2 protein-coding genes are annotated in these 1,555 nt (G+C 65.8%); both read left to right on the forward strand.

The genetic code is table 11. From position 1 onward, the window contains the following. Positions 1-560 (forward strand): 50S ribosomal protein L11 methyltransferase (locus tag EN884_RS35495; protein ID WP_128361105.1); only part of this gene is annotated, 560 nt, incomplete at its 5' end. Between the two features lie 138 nt (positions 561-698). Next, the coding region (locus tag EN884_RS35500; protein ID WP_206617746.1) for an aminopeptidase P family N-terminal domain-containing protein at positions 699-1,555 on the forward strand (857 nt) is incomplete at its 3' end.

Genomic DNA, 1,555 nt, shown 5'->3' on the forward strand with positions numbered 1-1,555 from the left:
GCGCACATGACCGCAGGAAACGCCACAGCGGCGAACTCGCCATCGAAATCGAAGCCGGCCTCGCCTTCGGCACCGGCCATCACGGCACCACCGCCGGCTGCCTGGAAATGCTGGAAAGAGTGGTCCGGCGCGAACACCCGCGCAATGCGCTCGACCTCGGCACCGGCAGCGCGGTACTGGCGATCGCCGTCGCCAAGCTGGCGCACATTCCGGTGCTGGCCACCGACATTGATCCGGTGGCGGTGCGGGTGGCTGCCGCCAATGCGCGGCTCAACCACGTCAAGGCACTGGTGGAAACAGCAACCGCGCCCGGCTTTCACCATCCGATCTTCGGCAAGCGCGCACCCTTCGATCTGATCGTCGCCAACATATTGGCGCGGCCGCTGATGCGGCTGGCGCCGCAAATGGCCCATCATATCGCACTTGGCGGTTCGATCGTGCTGTCGGGCATCCTCGAGCGCCAGCGGGACGCGGTCATCTCGGCCTATGTCGGCCAGAATTTCCGCCATGTCAGAACCTTGCACCGCGAGGGCTGGGTGACGATCCACCTGAAGCATTAGACCGGCACCGACCGAGCCTGGACCAAATTCCCCCAGTTGTCAGTCCGGCGATGCTGTAGCAGGTTGCGCGCAGCCGGAAATCGATTCCGATTTCCGCGACCGTACGCTACGGTTGCGCGGACATGCAGGAGGCCCACCATGTTCCAGACCTTCGATTCCGCGGGCGACCCGGCCGTCGGCAAACCGCGCGTGGCGCTGCTGCGCCAATGGCTTGAAGCCAACGGGCTGGACGGCTTCATCGTCCCGCGTGCCGACGAGCATCAGGGCGAATATGTCGCCGATCGTTCGGCGCGGCTGAAATGGCTGACCGGCTTCAGCGGCTCGGCCGGCGTCGCCATCGTCCTGCGCGACCGCGCCTTCGTCTTTGTTGACGGGCGCTACACGCTGCAGGTGCGCAGCGAGGTCGATCTCGACGTCTTTTCGATCGAAAGCCTGGTCGACAATCCGCCGGCTGTCTGGCTGAAAGACAATCTTGGCAAGGGCGCACGGCTCGGCTTCGATCCATGGCTGCACACGATCAGCGAGGTCAAGGCGCTGCAGGCCTCAGTCGACAAGAACGGCGCCGTACTGGTGCCGCTCGACAAAAACCCGATCGACATCATCTGGAAGGATCAGCCCGACGCGCCGGTGGCTCCCGTCGAGCTCCACCCGATCGGCTTTGCCGGCGAGCTCGCCAAGGACAAGCTGGCGCGGCTAGCGGCGGCGATCGCCAAGGACGGCGCCACCCATGCGGTGCTGACCGACCCCTCCTCCATCGCCTGGGCCTTCAACATCCGTGGCGGCGACGTGCCGCACACGCCGCTGGCGCTCGGCTTCGCCATCCTCGCCGCCGATGGGTCGCACCAGCTTTTCATGGATAAGCGCAAATTCTCGCGCCAGGTCGCCGCCTACCTCACCCAGCTCGCCGAGCCGCATGAGCCCGGCGAATTCGAAGCCGCGATCACAGCGCTTGCCAAGAGTGGCGCGAAAATCGCGCTCGACCCGGTGCTGGCGGC

Origin of the sequence: Mesorhizobium sp. M7A.F.Ca.AU.001.01.1.1, from assembly GCF_004022735.1 — a bacterium.
GTDB classification, from domain to species: Bacteria; Pseudomonadota; Alphaproteobacteria; order Rhizobiales; family Rhizobiaceae; genus Mesorhizobium; species Mesorhizobium ciceri.